Here is a 1286-nt window from a genome sequence, read left to right as displayed (position 1 = left end):
CGCTGCTTTTATCTTTAGGAAGAAGTAATCGTTGTCCCGGTAGCCATAAGCCATCCGCTTGATCACCTTGATCTTGTTGTTCATTCCCTCCAGCACACTGGTGTTCATCCGATAGACCGCACTGGCGATAATGCCTTCAACATAGCCTTTGAGGCGTCTGGCAAACTGCTGCACGGGTGCCAGCCCACTGCTCATTGCCAGATTCAGCCAGTCCTGCCAGCGCTGTCTGGCTTCGGCCTCTGAAGGGGCATACCAAAGCTCTTTGAGCTGGTCTTTCAGGACGTAAACAGTCATCAGGGGCTGGTTGGCTTGCAGCAGCTCTTCGAGCTTCAGGGCCTGCTCATCCTTGAGGTTGCTCCGATTTCTGAGCAGCAGCCAGCGACTTCGCTTCACCACTTTTCTGGCCGGCTTGTCGTGTCGAAGGTGATTGGCCTGATCGNCCCGGACACGGTCAATCACTTCCCGCCCGAACTTTGCCACAACGTGGAACAGGTCATAGACTACGCGGGCTTGTGGGCAGTGGTGCTGAACCTCCAGATCCATGGCGGTATTCATGTCCATCGCTACGGCATCNATCTGGCCACAGGTTTCCGGCCCCAGCCATTCAAAGAAGGGGCGCACCGCTGCCCGGCTGCGACCTTCTCCAACCCAGAGCACTTGTTGCGTGTCCGCATCAATCGCCACGGTGGCGTAACGGTGGCCTTTGAACAGGGCGAACTCATCCATGATTAACCGGCGAATCCCTCGTTTGTCGGGCTCGATCACCTCTCTTTTAAGACGTTGATGGTCGATGGCCTTGACCGTATGCCAGTGCAATCCCAGGAGTGTTGCCACATGTTGAACCGGCATAAGGCGCACNAGGGACTCAACCCAACTGATCATGCCTGCCGTCAGGCGCTGGCGCCCTGATAGCCAGCGAATTTGTTCAAGCCTGGGACCGCAGGCTGCACAACGAACCCGACGAACTGGCACGTCCAGCCAGACGCGATACTGGAACAGGTCGCGCTCTCGGACTCGTCGGATGCTGGTGTCATGGATGGCAAGCGTGTGCTGGTTACAACTACTGCAGCATGGCAGGTAATCATCGGCAGGTTGTAGCCGGATGAGCAGGGATTGGGCATCAATCTGGGTATACGATTCAATCGTGAATCCTTCCCAGAACAGGGCAAGAGGATTAGCATTCATAGGGACGGCGGTGGATTGGTTAATTTTGTTGTTTTGGCGAACTCAAAACTAACCGGTTTTACCGCCGTCTCCTACTTTTTCACGCTAACCTGCGATGAACC

1 protein-coding gene is annotated in these 1286 nt (G+C 55.4%); it reads right to left on the bottom strand.

Annotation, left to right across the window (positions count from 1 at the left end):
- Positions 1-1185: ISL3 family transposase (locus KEHDKFFH_RS19945; RefSeq protein WP_104323515.1), on the bottom strand; the 1185-nt coding region annotated here is incomplete at its 3' end.
- Positions 1186-1286: the final 101 nt, after the last annotated feature.

It is taken from the genome of Marinobacter maroccanus, assembly GCF_002933275.1.
Classification (GTDB): domain Bacteria; phylum Pseudomonadota; class Gammaproteobacteria; order Pseudomonadales; family Oleiphilaceae; genus Marinobacter; species Marinobacter maroccanus.
The sequence above is the reverse complement of the archived record's forward strand: the minus strand, read 5'-3'. Positions and strand labels throughout refer to the sequence as shown.